The 17738-nt window shown below is 60.0% G+C and carries 15 protein-coding genes; 11 read left to right on the forward strand and 4 right to left on the reverse strand.

What is annotated here, in order from left to right:
• Positions 1-67: 67 nt before the first annotated feature.
• Positions 68-280, forward strand: coding sequence for a hypothetical protein (locus EYC79_RS00250; protein ID WP_165456926.1), 213 nt, complete (start codon positions 68-70; stop codon positions 278-280).
• Here the strand turns inward: EYC79_RS00250 and EYC79_RS00255 are convergent.
• Positions 272-1234, reverse strand: coding sequence for a glycosyltransferase family 32 protein (locus tag EYC79_RS00255; RefSeq protein WP_165456927.1), 963 nt, complete (start codon positions 1232-1234; stop codon positions 272-274). The genes EYC79_RS00250 and EYC79_RS00255 overlap by 9 nt on opposite strands.
• Positions 1235-1431: 197 nt before the next feature.
• Here EYC79_RS00255 and EYC79_RS00260 point away from each other — a divergent pair, with 197 nt between their 5' ends.
• The 7 genes from EYC79_RS00260 (at position 1432) to EYC79_RS00290 (ending at position 11252) form a co-directional block, all read left to right on the forward strand.
• A complete protein-coding gene (locus tag EYC79_RS00260) occupies positions 1432-3324 on the forward strand; it encodes an ABC transporter ATP-binding protein (protein ID WP_112519448.1) in 1893 nt (630 codons plus the stop codon).
• A complete protein-coding gene (locus tag EYC79_RS00265) occupies positions 3321-5225 on the forward strand; it encodes an ABC transporter substrate-binding protein (protein WP_130976831.1) in 1905 nt (634 codons plus the stop codon). Before EYC79_RS00260 ends, EYC79_RS00265 begins: the two co-directional genes overlap by 4 nt.
• Before the next feature lies 1 nt (position 5226).
• Positions 5227-6225, forward strand: a complete 999-nt coding sequence (locus EYC79_RS00270; protein ID WP_062444318.1) for an ABC transporter permease — start codon at positions 5227-5229, stop codon at positions 6223-6225.
• On the forward strand, positions 6222-7397 hold the full coding sequence (locus EYC79_RS00275) for an ABC transporter permease (RefSeq protein WP_130976832.1): 1176 nt from the start codon (positions 6222-6224) through the stop codon (positions 7395-7397). Before EYC79_RS00270 ends, EYC79_RS00275 begins: the two co-directional genes overlap by 4 nt.
• A gap of 124 nt (positions 7398-7521) precedes the next feature.
• Positions 7522-8727: a glycosyltransferase family protein gene (locus EYC79_RS00280; RefSeq protein ID WP_062444320.1), complete on the forward strand. Its 1206-nt coding sequence runs from the start codon at positions 7522-7524 to the stop codon at positions 8725-8727.
• A gap of 105 nt (positions 8728-8832) precedes the next feature.
• Entirely contained in the window at positions 8833-10080 is a 1248-nt protein-coding gene (locus tag EYC79_RS00285) for a glycosyltransferase (RefSeq protein ID WP_165456928.1), read from the forward strand.
• Entirely contained in the window at positions 10077-11252 is a 1176-nt protein-coding gene (locus EYC79_RS00290; protein WP_418121531.1) for a glycosyltransferase family protein, read from the forward strand. The genes EYC79_RS00285 and EYC79_RS00290 overlap by 4 nt, the downstream gene beginning before the upstream one ends.
• 260 nt (positions 11253-11512) lie before the next feature.
• Here EYC79_RS00290 and EYC79_RS00295 read toward each other — a convergent pair whose 3' ends face one another.
• Complete coding sequence (locus EYC79_RS00295) at positions 11513-12763, reverse strand: FAD-dependent oxidoreductase (RefSeq protein ID WP_418121556.1); 1251 nt, start codon at positions 12761-12763, stop codon at positions 11513-11515.
• Positions 12763-13461, reverse strand: coding sequence for a phosphatase PAP2 family protein (locus EYC79_RS00300; RefSeq protein ID WP_130976835.1), 699 nt, complete (start codon positions 13459-13461; stop codon positions 12763-12765). The genes EYC79_RS00295 and EYC79_RS00300 overlap by 1 nt, the downstream gene beginning before the upstream one ends.
• A 228-nt stretch (positions 13462-13689) precedes the next feature.
• On the opposite strand from EYC79_RS00300, the gene dxr reads away from it, so the two are divergent.
• Both dxr and EYC79_RS00310 read left to right on the forward strand, forming a co-directional pair.
• Positions 13690-14889: a 1-deoxy-D-xylulose-5-phosphate reductoisomerase gene (dxr, locus tag EYC79_RS00305; RefSeq protein ID WP_130976836.1), complete on the forward strand. Its 1200-nt coding sequence runs from the start codon at positions 13690-13692 to the stop codon at positions 14887-14889.
• 154 nt (positions 14890-15043) lie between these two features.
• A complete protein-coding gene (locus EYC79_RS00310) occupies positions 15044-15724 on the forward strand; it encodes a metal-binding protein ZinT (protein WP_130976837.1) in 681 nt (226 codons plus the stop codon).
• Between the two features lie 58 nt (positions 15725-15782).
• Here EYC79_RS00310 and hemA read toward each other — a convergent pair whose 3' ends face one another.
• Positions 15783-17000: a 5-aminolevulinate synthase gene (hemA, locus tag EYC79_RS00315; RefSeq protein WP_062444330.1), complete on the reverse strand. Its 1218-nt coding sequence runs from the start codon at positions 16998-17000 to the stop codon at positions 15783-15785.
• A gap of 368 nt (positions 17001-17368) precedes the next feature.
• Between hemA and EYC79_RS00320 the strand changes: the two genes are divergently transcribed.
• A complete protein-coding gene (locus EYC79_RS00320; RefSeq protein WP_062424864.1) occupies positions 17369-17620 on the forward strand; it encodes a glycine zipper domain-containing protein in 252 nt (83 codons plus the stop codon).
• The last annotated feature ends 118 nt before the right edge of the window (positions 17621-17738 follow it).

Consider the following 17738-nt stretch of genomic DNA (forward strand, 5'->3'; position numbering starts at 1 on the left):
GCTTTCCGAAAATCGAATCCGATTTTCGGGCCGATGCTGTAGGCTCTGTTTGGAAAGTGTGACGCACATGGAATGGTTCGAGTATTTCCCGATCGTAATGCTGCCGCTGAAGCTGCTCGTTGTCGGCATCGGCATGTATTATTCGGTCAAATGGCATTACGATCAGGGCAAGCTGCACCGCGCCGAAGATGAGAAGCGCAAGCAGCAGATGGCTGCGGCCGCGAAAGCCGCTGCGGAGCGTGATGCAGAACTGACTGAACTACCCCAGCCCTCACCATGATTTCCAGGCGATCAGCAGCCCATCGCCCTTGGCGCTGGCTTCGGCACGCGCCTCTTCCACCACACTGAAATCCGCCCGGTCTGCCAGCAACGCCGCCACGAAATCGGCCCCCGCCAGCGTCACCGATCCCGCACGCGCCACCACGCTGAAGATCAGCGGGCCCGTGCCCCACCATGCGGGCGCGCGCGGCAGGCGCTCGGCAATCTCAGGCAGCGCCTGCAAGATACGCTCGAAGACGGGATGGCCGGGCGGTGTGGCGATGAAGGAGTTGGCGAGCAGAACGCTTCCCTGCCCCGTCAGCCGCGGCGTTTCCTCGGCAAAGGCGGTGAGCCCGACCATGGGAAGGATATCGGCAAAACTGATGTCATCCCGCGCTGGATAGAAATCGCAATCGAGATAGATGCCGCCTACCCGCGACAGGATGAAATAGCGCGCCACATCCACAGCACCCGGATAATCCCCATCCTCCAGCATCCGCCGGAAGATCGGATCGGCATCGATGCCCTCCGCCTCAAGATCGGCCTCCCGCCACAGGCGATAGACATAGCCATTGGCCTCCGCATGTTGGCGCCAGGCATCGGTTGCGGGCGGCACTTGCCTGTTGCCGATCCATATCTGGTGGATCAGCCTTGGCACCGCCTCACGGTTCTTCTGCGCAATCGCTCGTCTTTCATCAGGGGAGAAACGACCATAGGGCGCAAATATCTCGGGCGGCGGCACCAGGAGAAATTGGTAGCCGGCTTTGGCAACCGCATCGCCCTTGGCCTTTGCAAGCCGCAGATAGGCCGAATGCAGGCGGCGCGGCAGGCCAAGTGCGGTCACCTCACCCATCAGGTGCTGATCCTCCTCTGCCGAAAGACGCGCCAGGCGATCCTGCGCAGACACGAAATCTTTCTGCGCCAGCAACCGGCGGATGTCTGCAAGCGTTTCATCGAAATTGGCTTTGTCTGGCATGGTCGCTCCGCAGCTTTAATATCCCCGACATATCTTCGGAATAGAGGTTTTCTCGCAACCCCAAGATCAGGCAGAAAGCCGGAAATTTTCATGGTTTCAAGAGCATGGACAGAACCTGGAGTGTGCGATAACGTGAATGTCAAGCGCCGCGTGATAATGCCACAGGCATCCAACAAGACGGCAAGGGAACCTATGGCATGAGTGCAGGCGCAGACTTGCTTCGCATCGAAAATCTGCAAGTCTCTTTTTCCATCATGGGCGGACAGATCGAGGCGGTCCGGGGCGCAAGCCTTCGCATTCTGCCTGGAAAAGTCACCGCGCTTGTGGGCGAATCCGGCTCGGGAAAATCCGTCATCGGCCAGACGATCATGGGCATCCAGCCGCGCACCGCAAGGGTCAACGGCCGCGTTCTCTTCTCCGATCCGCTGAAGCCCGATGAACGCCCCATCGACCTGCTGCAACTGGAGCCCGACGGCAAGCCCCTGCGCGCCATTCGCGGCAACCGCATCGGCCTGATCTTTCAGGAGCCGATGACCTCCTTTTCGCCGCTCCACACCATCGGCAACCAGATCGACGAGGCGCTGCGCATCCATTCGGTTCTGACACCGAAGGAGCGGCAGGAAAAAATGGAAGAGACGCTCGATCTCGTCGGCTTTTCCAATCCGGCCAAGATCTGCCAGATGTATCCGTTTGAGCTTTCCGGCGGCATGCGCCAGCGCGCGATGATTGCCATGGCGCTGATCTGTCGTCCGGCGCTGCTGATTGCCGACGAGCCGACCACCGCACTCGATGTGACGATCCAGGCGCAGATCCTCAAGCTTTTGCGCGACCTTCAGAGCCGGCTCAATATGAGCATGCTGCTCATCACCCACGATCTCGGCGTCGTCGCCAATATTGCCGATGAAGTCGCCGTCATCTACCAGGGCGAGATCATGGAGGCCGGCACGGTGGATGACATCTTCCGCGCGCCCTCGCATCCCTATCTCAAGGGCCTGATGGCAGCCGTGCCGCATTTCGACATGAAGCCCGGCGAACGGCTGAAGGCGCTGCGTGATGTCACCATCGACAAGGAAAGCCTGATCGGCAAGAAGACGGCGAATGTCGACAAGGCGCCGGGCGTGCTGCTCAGCGTCAAGAACATCTCCAAGACCTATACCACCCGCAAATCCACCTGGTTCACCTCTGGCAAGGCGAGTGCCACCAAGGCGGTGGATGGCGTCAGCTTCGATATCATGCGCGGTGAATGTCTGGGCCTTGTGGGCGAAAGCGGCAGCGGCAAGACCACGGTCAGCAAAATCCTGATGCGCGCCGTCAGGCCGGAAGACGGCGAGATCATCTTTCACAGCAAGAACGGCGACATCGATGTGCTGAATGCCAGGGATGACGACCTGCGCGAATTGCGCACCCGCATCCAGATGGTCTTTCAGGACCCCGTCTCCTCGCTGTCGCCACGCATGACGGTCGGCAATATCCTCAGCGAACCGCTGGAAATTCACGGTCGCGGTGACTCGAAATACCGGCAGGAGCGCGTCAAGAACCTGCTGCGCGCCATCGGCCTTGGCGACAATGCGCTGAACCGCTATCCGCACAGCTTCTCCGGCGGCCAGCGCCAGCGCATCGGCATTGCGCGTGCGCTGATGCTGGGACCCGAACTGCTGATCTGCGACGAGCCCGTCTCCGCGCTCGACGTGTCGGTGCAGGCGCAAATCCTCAATCTGCTCAAGGATTTGCAAAAGGATCTGGGGCTCACCTATCTCTTCATTTCCCACAATCTCGCCGTCGTCGATTACATGGCGGACCGCGTGGCGGTGATGTGCGAAGGCAAGATCGTGGAGCTGGCGCCACGCGAAACGCTGATGCGCAATCCGATCCATCCCTATACGAAATCGCTGCTGGCCGCCGTTCCCTTCCCCGATCTCGACCGGCCGCTGGATTTCAAGACCATCGGCAAGATCAGCGCCACCGGCAAATTCGACTGGGGCAAGCAGTTCCGCGATGACGATAACGGACAGATGATAACAGCCGATCTTGGTGGTGGGCACCTCGTGCTTGCCAATGCCAATGCGGATGTTCGGGAGCTACGGTCTTGATCACGCGCCGCACCACCCTTGCCCTGCTCGCCTCGGTCTTCGCGCCCTGGAAGGCGTCCGCCGCCCCCTATATCGATGCCGATTTCTTCAAGGAAAAGCGCGACAAGGGCGAGCTGCCGCCACTCGATCAGCGCCTGCCGAAAAATCCGCGCGTCATCAATCTGAAGGCCATGGGCCGCGAGCCCGGCCAGCATGGCGGCAATATCCGCATGCTGATCGGCGGCCAGCGCGACATTCGCCTGATGCCGATCGACTCTTACGCGCGGCTGGTGGGTTACGATGAGAAGCTGAACTTCATCCCCGACATCCTGGAATCCTACACGGTGGATGAGGAGCGCATCTTCACGCTGAAACTGCGCGAAGGCCACAAATGGTCGGATGGCAGCGATTTCACCGCCGAGGATTTTCGCTATTTCTGGGAAGACGTGGCGCTGAATCTCGAAATCCACAAGGGCGGCCCGCCGATCGAGCTGCTTGTCTATGGCAAGCCGCCTCTGGTCGAGGCCGTCGATCCGCTGACGGTGCGCTACACCTGGGAAGGCCCGAACCCGGATTTCCTGGCGAAGCTTGCCGGCGCATCACCCGCCCGCATCTTCCTGCCCGCCGCCTATATGAAGCAGTTCCACGTCAAATATCAGACGCCGGAAATGCTCGCCAAGCTGATGAAGAAGAACAAGGCGGACGACTGGAGCAGCCTGCACATCAAGATGTCGCGCCAGCTGCGCCCGGAAAATCCCGATCTGCCGACACTCGATGCCTGGCGCGTCATCACCGCGCCGCCGGCCGAGCAGTTCATCTTCGAGCGCAATCCCTATTACCATCGCGTCGATGAGAATGGCCGCCAGCTTCCCTATATCGATCGCTACCTGCTGAACGTCACATCGTCGGAAATCATCGCCGCCAAGACGGCGTCGGGCGATAGCGACCTGCAGTTCATGAACCTCGATTTCAACGACTACACCTTCCTGAAGGATGCCGAGGCCCGCTATCCGCTGAAGGTCAATCTGTGGAAGCGCAGCCAGGGGTCGCGGGTCTGCCTGCTGCCAAACCTGAACTGTGCGGACGACACCTGGCGCACGCTGTTTCGCGATGTGCGCATGCGCCGCGCTCTTTCGGTGGCGATCGACCGGCACGAGATCAACATGGTCTGTTTCTACGGCCTTGCCAAAGAAAGCGCCGACACCGTGCTGCCGGAAAGCCCGCTCTTCCGTCCGGAATTTGCGACCGCCTGGGCGCAGTTCGATCCCGAGCTTGCCAACCGGCTTCTGGACGAGATGGGGCTGACGGAGCGCAACGACCGCGGCATTCGCATTCTGCCCGATGGCAGGCCCGCCCATGTGATTGTCGAAACGGCTGGCGAAAGCACGCTGGAAACCGATGTGCTGGAGCTGATCACCGATCACTGGCGCAAGGTCGGCATTTCGCTCTCCAGCCGCCCGACGCAGCGCGACGTGTTTCGCAAGCGCGCCATGGCGGGTGAGGTGCTGATGTCGGTCTGGTTCGGCATGGACAATGCCATTCCCAACGCCGACATGCTGCCCTCCGGGCTTGCACCCACCGGCGACGACCAGCTGCAATGGCCGGTCTGGGGCATCCATTATCTCTCTGGCGGGCGCGAAGGCAAACCGCCGGATCTGCCGGAAGCAATCCAGCTGCTTGACCTCTTCAAGAAATGGCGCCGCAGCGTCACCTTTGAGGAGCGCAAGGCGATCTGGCTGGAAATGCTGTCGATCTACACGCAACAGGTCTTCTCCATCGGCACGGTGAACGGCGCGCTTCAGCCGATCGTTCACAGAGCCCGGCTGAAGAACGTGCCGGAAAAGGCGCTTTTCGGCTTCGAGCCGACCGCCTATCTCGGCATCTACATGCCAGACACCTTCTGGTACGACGGGAGCGCCTGACATGCTCAGATATATTATCGGGCGCATCCTCTTCATGATCCCGACGCTGATCCTGATTTCGATGCTGGTCTTCACCATCATCGAATTGCCGCCGGGCGACTACTTCGAAAGCTATGTCGCGGAAATGCGCGCCATGGGCGAGACGGCCAACATGGCCGAAATCGAGGAACTGCGCAGCCGCTACGGCTTCGACCAACCGGCCCCCATTCGCTACTTCAGATGGGCGACGGGCATGCTGGTTGGCGATTTCGGCTATTCCTTCGAATACCAGTTGCCGGTCAGCGAAGTGGTGGGCGAGCGTCTGTGGCTGACGGTTCTGGTGTCCTTCGTCACCATCATCGTCACCTGGATTGTCGCCTTTCCCATCGGCATCTATTCCGCCACGCATAAATATAGCTGGGGCGATTACGGCCTGACCTTCCTCGGCTTGCTGGGCATCGCCATTCCCAATTTTATGCTGGCGCTGATCCTGATGTATTTCGCCAATATCTGGTTCGGCACATCCATCGGCCATCTGATGGACCGCGAATATCTGAACCAGCCGATGAGCTGGGACAAGTTCAAGTCGATCCTCGAACACCTATGGATCCCCGTTCTCATCATCAGCACGGCAGGAACGGCGGGCATGATCCGGCGCCTTCGCGCCAACCTTTTGGATGAATTGCAGAAGCAATATGTGGTGACGGCGCGTGCCAAGGGGCTTCACCCCTTCAAGGTGCTGACCAAATATCCGCTGCGCATGGCGCTGAACTTCTTCATCTCCGATATCGGCTCCATCCTGCCAGCCATCATTTCCGGAGCGGAAATCACCGCTGTGGTGCTTTCGCTAGAAACCACCGGTCCGATGCTGATCCGCGCGCTGCAGAGCCAGGACATGTATCTGGCCGGCTCCTTCCTGATGTTCCTCGCCTTCCTCACCGTCATCGGCGTGCTGATCTCCGATATTGCGCTCGCCATTCTCGATCCTCGCATTCGATTGGGAGGTGGGAGCGTCAAATGACTTCATCCATTCCAAAGCCCGGCGAGCCGCTGCCGCATTACATTTCCACCGCGCCCTTCGATCCCTATCTGGTGGAGCCCTCCACAACGGCGCTCGCCATGGTCGGCCGGGCATCGCAGTGGAAGCTGATGTGGTGGCAATTCCGGCAGCATAAGCTCGCGCTCTATTCCGGCGTCTTCCTGCTGCTGGCCTATCTCTCGATCTTCATCTGCGAGTTTCTGGCACCCTATAATCTCCACACGCGCGACGTGGAGAACATCTACGCTCCGCCGCAGAGCATTCATCTCTTCCATGACGGCGAGTTCGTCGGCCCCTTCGTCTATGGCCGCACCATGAGCCTCGACATGGACAATCTGCGCCGCGTCTATTCCGATGTGCCGACAGATGTGCAGAAACTCCGCTTCTTCTGCCGTGGCGACGGCTACACCTTCTGGGGGCTGTTCGATTCCAACATCCACCTCGTCTGCCCGGCCAAGGACGGCCAGATGTTCCTGCTGGGCACCGACAGGCTTGGTCGCGACGTGCTGTCGCGCATCATCTATGGGGCGCGCATATCGCTGACCATCGGCCTTTTCGGCGTGGCGATGAGCTTCGTCCTGGGCATCGTGATCGGGGGCCTCGCAGGCTATCGCGGCGGCGTTTTCGACCTCATCGTCCAGCGCATCATCGAGGTGCTGCAATCGATCCCCAGCATTCCGCTGTGGTTGGCGCTCGCCGCCATCATGCCGGTCACCTGGAGCCCGATCCTCGTCTATCTCGGCATCACCGTCATCCTCGGCCTCCTGGACTGGACGGGGCTTGCGCGCGCCGTGCGCTCCAAACTTCTGGCACTGCGCGAGGAGGACTATGTGCTCTCCGCCCAATTGATGGGCGCCAGCACCAGCCGCATCATCGGCCGCCATCTGATCCCCGGCTTCATGTCGCACCTGATTGCGTCCGCCACGCTCACCATTCCAGGCATGATCCTCGGCGAAACGGCACTGAGCTTCTTGGGGCTTGGCCTTCGTCCGCCGATCACAAGTTGGGGCATTCTGCTAACGGAAGCGCGAAGCGTTAGCGTGATTGCCTTGTATCCCTGGCTCCTAATCCCGATTCTTCCAGTCGTCCTCGTCGTGCTCGCCTTTAATTTCCTTGGCGATGGACTACGTGATGCAGCAGACCCGTTTAAATGATGGGGTTCACTGCAAGCATGCTTGGCGGTTTTGCGACCATGGCATGCGACAAGACAAGGCGCTTCTGCGCCTTCCGCATAAAGACACTCACCGCGCGCCCAGGCGGTAAGAAGAGGTTCTGCTCGTGACAGTTCGTTTAAACGATGCACGCATTCTGATGTACAGCCACGATTCCTTCGGGCTTGGACATTTGCGTCGATGCCGCACCATTGCCCATGCGCTGGTGGAGGATTATCGCGGCCTGAATGTCCTGATCATCTCCGGCGCCACCATTGCAGGCGCTTTCGATTATCGCGCGCGCGTCGACTTCGTGAAGATCCCGAGCGTCATCAAGCTTAGAAACGGCGAATACACCTCGCTCGACCAGCATATCGATCTTCAGGAAACCCTGAAGATGCGCCGCTCGATCATCTACCACACTGCCGAGAGCTTTCAGCCGGATATCTTCATCGTCGATAAGGAGCCAATGGGGCTGCGCGGCGAAGTGGAAGAAACCCTCACCTATCTGAAATCGCGCGGCACCAAGCTGGTCATCGGCCTGCGCGACGTGATGGATGCGCCGCAACTGCTTGAAGCCGAGTGGAAGCGCAACGATGTGCTGAACAAGATCGAGCGCTTTTATGACCACGTCTGGGTCTACGGCCCGCCGGATTTTCATGATCCGCTGTCCGGCCTCGAGGTGCCGCCCGGGGTTCGCGAGAAGACCGAATTCGTCGGTTTCCTGCAACGCTCCAAGACGCGGGGCGATAACCCCAACCGGCATGAGGAGGACTATATTCTCGTGACGACCGGCGGCGGTGGCGATGGCAGCGAGCTGATCGACGACGTGATCCGCGCCTACAAGTTCGATCGCAGCCTCACCCAGAAGGCGCTCGTTGTGCTCGGGCCTTATATGCCGACCGAACAGCGGCAGAAATTTGCGGCAAACGTTGCCGATATTCCGCAGATGGAAATCATCGACTTCGACAACCGCATGGAAGATCTGGTTGCCGGGGCGCAGGGCGTGGTGTCGATGGGCGGCTACAACACCGTCTGCGAAATCCTCTCCTTCGACAAGCCGGCACTGGTGGTGCCGCGTATCGTGCCGCGTGAAGAACAGCTGATCCGCGCCAGCCGCGCCTCGGAACTTGGCTTGTTCGACATGCTCTCGCCCGAAGAAGCGGAAAATCCCGAACTGATGGCAAAGGCGCTGAAGGCGCTGTTGAAGCGCCCGCCACCCTCTGCCAATGGCCGCAACATGAAGCTCGACGGCTTGGAAAACATCTCGCGGCGCGTTGCCGAATGGCTGCAACCGGACGATACGCCAAACGTCATCTCCGCCACCGCCTGAGGCGGGCAGAAGCATCTCCGCGAAACGTCTGGTGATGTTGCACCCCTCACATTTGCCGGGATTGCGCCAAGGACGATTGCGCCAAAGAAAAGAAGGCACGACGACGTGACCGCAAGAAAGAAAATCGTGGTGCTGCTGAAAGGCTATCCGCGCCTCTCCGAAACATTCATCGCACAGGAACTCTTGGGACTGGAAAGAGCAGGTCTCGAACTCGACCTCGTCTCCATGCGCCGCCCGACCGACAAGAAGCGCCATCCGGTGCATGACGAAATTCGCGCGCCCGTCACCTACCTGCCGGAATATCTGCATGAGGAACCGTTGCGCGTGCTGAAAGCGCTGTGGGCGTGCCGCAGGAAGCCAGGCTTCGGCAAGGCGCTGCGGCAATTCCTCCATGATCTCCGCCACGACTTTTCCCGCAACCGCTTCCGCCGATTCGGTCAGGCGGCGGTGCTCTCCCATGAATGGCCGCGGGATGCCGGCTGGCTGCACGTCCACTTCATCCACACGCCCGCTTCCGTTGCCGCCTATACGCGTCTGATCACCGGCATTCCGTGGACGATCTCGGCCCATGCCAAGGATATCTGGACCTCGACGGATGCCGATCTCTCCTACAAGCTCGGCAGCGCCCGTTGGGCCGTAACCTGCACCGCCAGCGGCTATCGCCACTTGCAGGCGCTGTCGCCCACTCCAGCCACGGTGCATTTAAGCTATCACGGCCTCGACCTCACGCGCTTTCCACCGATGGAGGGTACCCGCCCGCCACGCGATGGCTCAGACCCCGCCGATCCGGTGCAGATCCTGAGCGTTGGCCGCGCGGTGAAGAAGAAGGGCATCGACATTCTGCTGAAGGCGCTTGCCGCCCTGCCACAGTCTCTGCACTGGCGCTTCACCCATATTGGTGGCGGCGACGAACTGGCGACGCTGAAAGCGCTCGCCGAACAACTGGGTATCGCCGACAGGATCACCTGGACGGGCGCGATGGATCAGAAACAGGTGCTGGAGCACTATCGCAAGGCCGATCTCTTTGCGCTCGCCTGCCGCATCACCGCCGATGGCGACCGCGACGGCCTGCCGAATGTTCTCGTGGAAGCTTCCAGCCAGGCGCTGACCTGCGTCTCCACCAATATTTCGGGCATTCCGGAATTCTTCGTGGATGGCGAAAACGGTCTGCTGACAGAGCCCGAAAACGAAGCTGCCTTCTCGAACGCGCTGGAGCGCGCCATCTCCGATCCCGCGCTGAGAGCGAAGCTGGGCCAAGCCGCGGAACACCGCGTGCGCACCGGCTTCGATCATCGCACCAGCATCACCGACCTCAAAAATCTCTTCGAACAGGAATGGGAGAAGACCCCGTGACCACTGCCACCGACGCTACACAAGCCCCCCGCGTGTTCTTCTATGTCCAGCATCTGCTCGGCATCGGCCATATCGCCCGCGCCAGCCGCGTGGCCCATGCACTGGTCGCCGATGGCTTCGACGTGACGATGGTGACAGGCGGAACGCCGGTTCCGGGCTTTCCGGGAGAAGGCATACGCCATGTCGAACTGCCGCCGGTGGCGGTGGCCGATGGCAATTTTGCAGGCCTCGTCGATGCCAATGGTGCGCCGGTGGACAATGCCTTCAAGGACAATCGTACCAGCATGCTGCTCGGTGCCTATCACGGCACCATGCCGGATATCGTCATCATCGAGGCCTTTCCCTTTGGCCGCAGACAAGTGCGTTTCGAACTGCTGCCGCTGCTCGCCGCCATCGAGAAAAGCATCAAGCGCCCGCTGGTGATGACCTCGCTGCGCGATATCCTGCAGGAGCGTGCCAAGCCCGGCCGCGACGAAGAGACCATCGATCTCGTCAAGAAGCACTTCGACACGGTGCTCGTCCATGGCGATCCGAAATTCGTACGGCTGGAAGAAACCTTTCCGCTCGCCGAACAGATCAGCCAGCGCATCGTCTATACCGGCCTTGTTGCCCCAGCAAAACCACAGCCGCCGCAGGAGCGTTTCGACGTGGTGGTTTCGGCAGGCGGCGGCGCCGTGGGTGGCGCGCTCCTGAAAGCAGCGCTTGCCGCCGCGCCCCACATCCCCGAACTGAAATCCTGGTGCCTGATCACCGGCCCCAACATGCCGCAGGCGGATTTCGATGCGATCTCGGCTCAAGCCGGCGAGACTATCTCCGTCTTCCGCTTCCGCAAGGATTTCGCCAGCCTTCTCTCCGGTGCCAAGCTCTCCATCTCGCAGGCCGGCTACAACACCGTCTGCGATATCCTGCAGGCCAAATGCCGTTCGCTGCTCATCCCCTTCGCTGCTGGCGGAGAAACCGAACAGGGCGCCCGCGCCTCGCGTCTGGAAAAGCTTGGCCTTGCCCAGGTGCTGGAAGAAAACGCCATCTCGCCGCAGACCATGGCAGAGGCGATCCGCGCAGCCTTGGCGCTACCGGAGCCCGGCGAGATCAGCCTTGATCTCGATGGCGCCAACGGCACGGCGCGCGTTCTGCGTAGGCTCTATGCCGAGCATCAGATGGATGATGTGTAGGGTTTCAGCCCTCGCAGCAACGGCCATGTACCCTGCCACCTGAGGTCAGAAGGCTTCTTCCGCACAACGTTCATATGGGGGATAAATCCCTCCACCTCGTCATCCTCGGGCTTGACCCGAGGATCCATATTTTTCAACCACTTAAGTTTCCAGCCCGTCATCCTCGGCTCAAGGCCGAGGATGACGGCGGAGAGGTTTTCGAACCTTGTCAGGGGCCGGTTGAGACGGCAACACCAAGAAATTCTATTGGGGCTGCCGCGCTAATAAGTAATCTTCTCGCGCCGAAACCCAAGCCCGATCAGGCGGCCCGCCAGATGCGCAAGCAGCGGAAAGCGCAGGATGGCGCGTACGAAGGCGGGCGGGCCTTTGGCCTTGGGGGCCGCCTCGTGGTCCTTGCGGTTCTTGCTGCGCATCATCAATTGCAGCTTTTGGGTTGCCTTGGTCGGGAAGGTGCGGCGCTGTTCGATCGCCGCCAGATCGTCATCGGAAACGACGCCCCGATCGCGAAAAGCCGGCACCAGAATATTGGCCGCCGCCACCGCATCCTGAATGGCAAGATTGACGCCGACACCGCCAATCGGCGACATGGCGTGGGCGGCGTCGCCGATGCAGATCAGTCCCGGCTTCCACCATTGCGTCAGCCGGTCGATGCGCACGGTGAGAAGATACACATCGTTGAAGCTCTTGATCTCCTGCAGCCGATCGGCAGGCAGCGGGCAGACTGCGGCCACACGTGTGCGGAAAGCTTCGATGCCTTTCTGGCTGATCTCGGAATAGACGCCGCGGCGCACCACATAGCCGCATTGCCAGTAGTCTCCACGATCGATCAGCACGAAGCCCTGCTGCGGGCCGGCATGGCCCATAGTCTCGTTTGGATCGCCCGGCTGTTTCGAAAGCCGCATCCACAGAACTTCCGTCGGAACGCCGAAGCGCTCGACATGCAGCCCGGCCTTCTCCCGCACCGTGGAATTGCGGCCATCGGCACCGACCACCAGATCGGCCTTCACGGTAAGGCCGCCGGAGGGCGTGGAGAGCTTGAGGCCGCTCACCTTTCCCTTGGTCTCGATGAGATCGCTGACAGCCGCATTGTGCAAGAGACGGAAACTTTCGAACTGCCCGGCCTTGCCGGCGAGAAAGTTCAAGAAATCCCATTGCGGCATGAACGCGATGAACTTGTGCTTGACCGGCAGCCAGGAGAAATCCGCGATGGTGCGCTTGTGACCGCCCACGTCGGCATGCAGCTTCTCTGCCCTGGTATGCGGCAGCGCCAGAAATTCCTGCGCAAAACCCAGTTGCTCGATCAGTGCAATCGTCGAGGGATGGATCGTATCGCCGCGAAAATCGCGCAGGAAATCGCCATGCTTTTCGATGACGGTGACATCGATCCCCGCCCGTGCCAGAAGCAGACCGAGCATCATGCCCGCCGGCCCACCGCCGACGATAGCAACCGTGGTCTCAATGGCCTGGGCGTCGTCGTGGTCGTCGCTTGGCATGGCAATGTCCTGTGTCATCATGCCTGATCGGCAGGCGGAAGCGGCGTGTTTTTCGGATAGGGCCAGCCCTTGATCAAACGGAACAACCATTCCTTGCGCGCGAAGATAAAGGCGAAGAGCATGGCCGTCCAGATGCCGAGCAGAAGGCCCGCCGCCACATCGCTTGGATAATGCGCCCCGACGATCACCCGCGAAACGCCGATGATGAGTGCCAGCGCCATGAACACGTAGCGAAAGCGCGGGATCAGCATGGCAAAGGCGCCGAAGAAGGCACCCGCCGCCGTGGAATGACCGGAGGGAAAGCTCTCATAGAGATTGTCGCCGGTAAAAGGTGTCAGGCTGTACGCGCCGATCTCGGCATAAAGTTCCGGCCGCCCCCGGCCGATCAGGAACTTCAAAAGATGTACGAAGATGCTGGCGCTGCCGATCGTCAGGAAGAAATAGGCGAAGAGCCGCCATGCGGTACGAAGCCTCGCCGAATAGGGGCTCGCCAGGAAAAAGCGCGCGGCAATATAGGCAAGGATGGCAAAGAGCCCGGTGCTGTAGAGCATCCAGCGAAAGGTGCCAAAATCGGTGATCGCCTTGTTGAAGCCGACGATTGAGCCGGGAAGCGTCTGTGCCCGCTCCGAGATGCGCGGATCGAAGGGAATGAAAACAAGCACCAGCAACAGGGTGATGACGAAAATCCAGCCGCTGGAGATCAAAAATCGCTTCATGAAAATCCTCTATTTATCAATGCCGTATCCAATGCGTCAGGGCGCGTCGCATCAAGCCATACAACCTGCATGCTCACACCATTATTGGCAAGCGACGCACGCAGATGTCATCGGTGAGGAAGAGGACGCAATAGTGGCAAAAAATCGCTGACAGGCTTTGACCTTGTTCTGCCCCGGTTTCGCTTGTAGAGCCATGAGGTAACAGTTTCCACCAAAGCCGGATTTCACATGACACGCCAAAAGGGCAGCAACCCGCCTGAAAAACTGACCGTCCTCGGCGCCACCGGCTCAATTGGAACGAACACGCTGGATGTCATCCGCCAGCTCGGCGGACGCGATCGTTTCGAGATTTTAGGGCTGACCGGGGCAGGCAATGTGGCGTTGCTGGCCGAACAGGCACGCGAACTTGGCGTGAAACTCGCCGTCACCGCCGATGACGAGAAATATGCCGAACTGAAAGACGCACTGGCCGGAAGCGGCATTGCCGTTGCATCCGGCAAAAGCGGCCTGCAGGAAGCCGCAAGTCTGGAGGCCGATTGGGTCATGGCGGCGATTGCCGGCACGCCTGGGCTTGAGCCGACGCTCACAGCTGCGCGTCGCGGCGCCAACATCGCGCTCGCCAACAAGGAATGTCTGGTCACCGGCGGCGATGTCTTCATCTCCACCATGCGCGAGGGCGGCGGCACGCTGATTCCGGTCGATAGCGAACACAGCGCCATCTTCCAGTGCCTGGAGCCCCACAACCGCGACAAGGTAGAGCGCATTGTCCTCACCGCATCCGGCGGCCCGTTCCGCACCTGGAGCCGCGAGCAGATGGATGGCGTCACCGCCGAGATCGCGCGCGCTCATCCCAACTGGTCCATGGGATTGAAAGTCTCGATTGGCAGTGCGTCGATGTTCAACAAGGCGCTGGAGATGATCGAGGCGAAATATCTTTTCGACCTTGAGCCCTCGCAGATCGAAGTGATCGTCCATCCGCAATCCATCATTCATTCCATGGTGGCCTATACCGACGGTTCGGTCATCGCCCAGCTCGGCTGCCCGGATATGCGCACGGCCATCGCCTATGCCCTGACCTATCCCGGCCGCGGCACGCTCGATGTCGAGCGACTGGATTTTGCGAAGCTGGCTCGGCTCGATTTCGAGGCACCGGACGAGGACCGCTTCCCCTCGATCAGGCTCGCGCGTCTGGCGCTGCAACGCGGCGGCGTGCAGGGTGCAGTATTGAATGCCGCGGAGGAAACCGCCTTCCACGCCTTCGTCGATGGCAAGATCGGCTTCCTGCATATGGCCGATACGGTCGAATCCGTCATGGAGCGGATGAATGATGGCAGGCCAGCCGATACGATCGATGCCATTCTGGCCGCCGACACGCAAGCCCGCGCCTATGCCGAGGATGTGATCCGGCAGAAGCAGAAGGCCGCGTAGGGCCTCTCCTCACAGGTGATCGACAGGACGACGATCCGGTGGCCACCACCGGGCGCATTGCTGTGCGTAAAATTTCGATCCCGGCTTGCCACGCCCCAGCTTTCTCGTTATGTCGCGTCTTGTTACGTTATTACATCACAAATGAGGAAACACGATGAAACTCACGCAAGCCCTCGCCCTCTCCGTCAGCTCGTTGCTGCTTCTGTCCACTGCCGCGGCGGCACAGGAGAAATCGGCGCCGGCAAAGTCCGAAAGCCACAACCACGCCCATAACCATTCCCATAGGCACTCGCACGGCTCCAGCGACGTCTATAAGGGCTACTTCGAGGACAGTGCCGTGAAGGAGCGCCCGCTCTCCGATTGGGAAGGCGATTGGCAGTCGGTCTATCCATATCTGGTGGATGGCACGCTCGATCCGGTGATGCAGCACAAGGCCGAGCACGGCAAGAAGAGCGCCAAGGCGTTTCGTGAGGAATATGATGTCGGCTACAAGACCGACGTCAACCGCATCACCATCAAGGGCGACGATGTGACCTTCTATCGGGACGGCAAGGCCACAGAAGGCAAGTATGCCAGCGACGGCTATGAGATCCTGACCTACAAGAAGGGCAATCGCGGCGTTCGCTACATCTTCAAGAAGACCGGCGGCGATGCATCCGCACCGCAATATATCCAGTTCAGCGACCACACCATCGCGCCGCAAAAGGCTGGCCATTACCACCTCTATTGGGGTGATGACCGCGCCACGGTGCTGAAGGAGCTGACCAATTGGCCGACCTACTACCCGTCATCCCTGTCGGGCAAGGAGATCGTCCAGGAAATGCTCGAGCATTAAAACGGGAAAGGGGCGCAGCCGGCAAGCTGCGCCCCTTTTCAGAAAGATGAGGTGACGATCAGGCGACAGCCCGCGCCAGCGCGCAACGCGACCACAGCTGATGAAGCGCACCGACCAGACCTTCCAGATCCGCATTGGTGTGAAGCGGGGTCGGCGTGATGCGCAGACGCTCCGTCTTGCGCGGCACGGTCGGATAATTGATCGGCTGCACATAGACGCCATGGTCATCGAGCAGGATATCGGAAATCCATTTGCACTTGGCGGCATCGCCCACCATCACCGGAACGATGTGGCTGGGGTTTGCCATATGCGGGATGCCGCTCGCGTCCAGCATGGAACGCAGCGTGCGCACACGCTCCTGATGACGGGCGCGCTCGAAAGGGCTGGCCTTCAGGTGCTGGATCGAAGCCACGGCACCGGCTGCCAGGGACGGAGGAAGTGCTGTGGTAAAGATGAAGCCGGAGGCAAAGGAACGGATGAAGTCGCAGAGCGCTTCCGACGCTGCAATATAGCCGCCCATTACACCGAAAGCCTTGCCGAGCGTTCCTTCGATGATCGTCAGACGGTCCATCAGACCTTCGCGTTCGGCGATGCCGCCACCGCGCGGGCCATACATGCCGACCGCATGCACTTCATCGAGATAGGTCATGGCGCCGTACTTGTCGGCGAGATCGCAGATCTCCTTGATCGGCGAAATATCGCCATCCATGGAATAGACCGATTCAAAGGCGATCAGCTTGGGCGCTGCCGGATCGGCGGCCTTCAGCTTGGCTTCCAGATCCTCCAGATCGTTATGCTTCCAGATGACCTTCTCGCAGCGGCCGTAACGAATGCCCTCGATCATCGAGGCATGGTTCAGCGCGTCCGAGAAGATGATCAGGCCGGGGATCTTCTGACCGAGCGTACCAAGCGTCGCCCAGTTGGAGATGTAGCCGGAGGTGAAGATCAGCGCCGATTCCTTGCCGTGCAGATCGGCAAGTTCGCGCTCGAGTTTGACGTGATAATGGCTGGTTCCAGAGATATTCCGGGTGCCTCCCGCACCCGCGCCACAGTGATCGATCGCAGCTTTCATCGCCTCGATCACCTTGGGGTTCTGCCCCATGCCGAGATAGTCGTTGGAGCACCAGACCGTGACGTCGCGCTTTTCACCATCGGCGGTGTAACGGGTTGCCTTCGGAAAATGTCCCTGTTGCCGCTCGAGGTCGGCAAAAACGCGGTAGCGGCCTTCCGAATGCAAGCCATCCAGTTCGGTCTTGAAATATGCCTCGAAGTCCATTCCATGCTCCAGAATACGTGCAAGCGTTTTCGGTCCACCTCCTTGAACCGTCAACCCCCTTGACGCCGATATTGCATCGCTGCGTCAATTCGCCTCCACTTTTGAACCGTTCCAATATTCTTATAAGACTCTAAAGGAATGACAAACTTGATTCATGTCAAACTGCTAAAAAATTTGGAACCTTTTAATCAACGCGCCGTTGAGTAGGGCACAATCGATTGACCAGGGGAGCGCAGCCTTAAATGGGGGCTTCCACAGTAACACTCGACTTGTTAGATATCTGCAGCGGTCGGAGGTAGCAGTCGCCGCAGATGTATTGGGACGCCTACCGAGAGCCATCGAGCTCAAATGTAACGTGGAGAGAGTTCATGAAGAAGGCTGTTGTTTTTGCTGTTATGGGTCTGGCGCTCGCAAGCTGCACGCAGACCGAAAAGACCACTGGTGGCGGCGCAGTGATCGGTGCGCTGGCTGGTGGCGCTATTACCGGTAACGTGCGCGGCGCGGCAGTCGGCGGTCTGATTGGTGGCGCGACGGGCTACCTTATCGGTCGCGCGTCCGAGCCGGGCTATTGCTACTATCGCGACCAGTACGGTCAGCGTTACACGGCACGTTGCCGCTAAGGCGTGGCACAATTGCATCAGAAGCCCCGGCAAAAACCGGGGCTTTTTTGTTTCCACATGCATGTGACCGTTTTTGGGGTGCCCCCTGTCTCTGATTTATGATTAAATTTGAGGGTAT

Source organism: Agrobacterium cavarae, assembly GCF_004310285.1.
GTDB classification, from domain to species: domain Bacteria; phylum Pseudomonadota; class Alphaproteobacteria; order Rhizobiales; family Rhizobiaceae; genus Agrobacterium; species Agrobacterium cavarae.

Coding starts and splice junctions, on each gene's coding strand:
- EYC79_RS00250 (WP_165456926.1), top strand. CDS start 68: ATGGAATGGTTCGAGTATTTCCCGATCGTAATGCTGCCGCTGAAGCTG.
- EYC79_RS00255 (WP_165456927.1), bottom strand. CDS start 1,234: ATGCCAGACAAAGCCAATTTCGATGAAACGCTTGCAGACATCCGCCGG.
- EYC79_RS00260 (WP_112519448.1), top strand. CDS start 1,432: ATGAGTGCAGGCGCAGACTTGCTTCGCATCGAAAATCTGCAAGTCTCT.
- EYC79_RS00270 (WP_062444318.1), top strand. CDS start 5,227: ATGCTCAGATATATTATCGGGCGCATCCTCTTCATGATCCCGACGCTG.
- EYC79_RS00275 (WP_130976832.1), top strand. CDS start 6,222: ATGACTTCATCCATTCCAAAGCCCGGCGAGCCGCTGCCGCATTACATT.
- EYC79_RS00295 (WP_418121556.1), bottom strand. CDS start 12,763: ATGACACAGGACATTGCCATGCCAAGCGACGACCACGACGACGCCCAG.
- EYC79_RS00300 (WP_130976835.1), bottom strand. CDS start 13,461: ATGAAGCGATTTTTGATCTCCAGCGGCTGGATTTTCGTCATCACCCTG.
- dxr (WP_130976836.1), top strand. CDS start 13,690: ATGACACGCCAAAAGGGCAGCAACCCGCCTGAAAAACTGACCGTCCTC.
- EYC79_RS00310 (WP_130976837.1), top strand. CDS start 15,044: ATGAAACTCACGCAAGCCCTCGCCCTCTCCGTCAGCTCGTTGCTGCTT.
- hemA (WP_062444330.1), bottom strand. CDS start 17,000: ATGGACTTCGAGGCATATTTCAAGACCGAACTGGATGGCTTGCATTCG.
- EYC79_RS00320 (WP_062424864.1), top strand. CDS start 17,369: ATGAAGAAGGCTGTTGTTTTTGCTGTTATGGGTCTGGCGCTCGCAAGC.